General features: G+C 64.5%; 1 protein-coding gene. It reads left to right on the forward strand.

The genetic code is table 11. The features are described from left to right. Positions 1-76: 76 nt before the first annotated feature. The coding region (locus ACFVHY_RS24420; RefSeq protein WP_390275952.1) for a transposase at positions 77-1,416 on the forward strand (1,340 nt) is incomplete at its 3' end.

Below are 1,416 nucleotides of genomic sequence, written 5' to 3' on the forward strand. Positions count from 1 at the left end.
GAGACTGCTGAAATAGTCGGCGTCGTTTCGGTGTGGGGTGAGCGGGTTTGCCTGGTGGGCTGGGATCCTGGTGGGTATGCAGGGTGAGCCGGATCGTCAGGGTGAGTTTCTGGATGTGAACTCGGTCGTCGGGCATTTGCTGGCCGAGGGCAGTGTGTTCGCGTTTTTGGCTGCTCATCGCGAGCAGTTGTTCCCTGCGGAGATGTTCGCGGACCTGTTTCCCAGCGGCCGGGGCCGTCCGTCGATCCCGCCGGCCACGATGGCGTCGGTGATCGTGCTGCAAACGCTGCAGGGTTTGTCCGATCGCGAAGCCGCTGATGCGGTCACTTTTGATCTGCGGTGGAAAGCGGCGTGTGGATTCGTGTTGGGTAACAAAGGTTTTCATCCGTCGACTCTGACGTACTGGCGTCGGCGACTGGCAGCCAGCGACCGGCCGTACCGCATTTTCGAGGTGGTACGCGAGGTCATCACCACCACCGGGGTGCTCGCGGGTAAGAGCCGTCGAGCGCTGGATTCGACGATCTTCGATGACGCGGTGGCCCGCCAGGACGCCGTCACCCAGGTGATCGCGGCGATCCGGCGGGTCGCCCGAGAGGTCGACGGTGGTGCGGTGGTGGTCGAGCAGCGTGCGACTCGTCTGGCCGCGTTGACCGGCGGCGGCTATGACCGGCCCGGCAAGCCGCGGATCGCCTGGGATGATGAGTGTGCTCAACAGGACCTGATCAGCGCCCTTGTCGAAGATGGGTTGGCCGTGCTCGACGGTCTGGACCTCGAGGCCATCGAGAAGGAGCCGAGTAACGAGGCCCAGGCGCAGGCGGTGGCATTGCTGGCATTGGTGACCGGCCAGGATGTGGAACCGGCACCAGGTTCTGATGGCACCGACGGACGCTGGCGCATCGCGCCCCGGACCGCCCCGGACCGGGTGATCTCTACCGTCGATACCGACACCCGGCACGCCCACAAAACCCGGGCACGCCAGCAGGACGGGTTCAAGGGCCACATCGTCAATGAACCGGAGACCGGGTTAGTCACCGCGATCGAGATGACCAAAGCCGCTGGTCCGGACACTTCCGACGGAGCAGTCGGGGCACGGTTGTTGCTGAGCGATCCGACCGTCGCCGACGACGCCGACGATCGTGAGGTGCTGGGTGATTCAGCGTATGCCTCCGGTGACATGCTGGCCACGCTGGCGCGGACACGATGGAACGCGGTGATCAAACCCAAGCCACACATGCCGGCGGTTGCTGGTGGTTTCGTCATCGACGATTTCACCTTCGACGCCGACGCGAACACATTGACCTGCCCCAACAACCTGACCCGGCCGGTCAGCGCGAAAGGCCACGTCACCTACGGTGCGGCCTGCCAAGACTGCCCACTTCGGGCACGGTGCACCACCGCGGTTCGTGGACGCAAAAT

It is taken from the genome of Gordonia sp. NPDC127522, from assembly GCF_042672305.1.
GTDB classification, from domain to species: Bacteria; Actinomycetota; Actinomycetes; order Mycobacteriales; family Mycobacteriaceae; genus Gordonia; species Gordonia hongkongensis.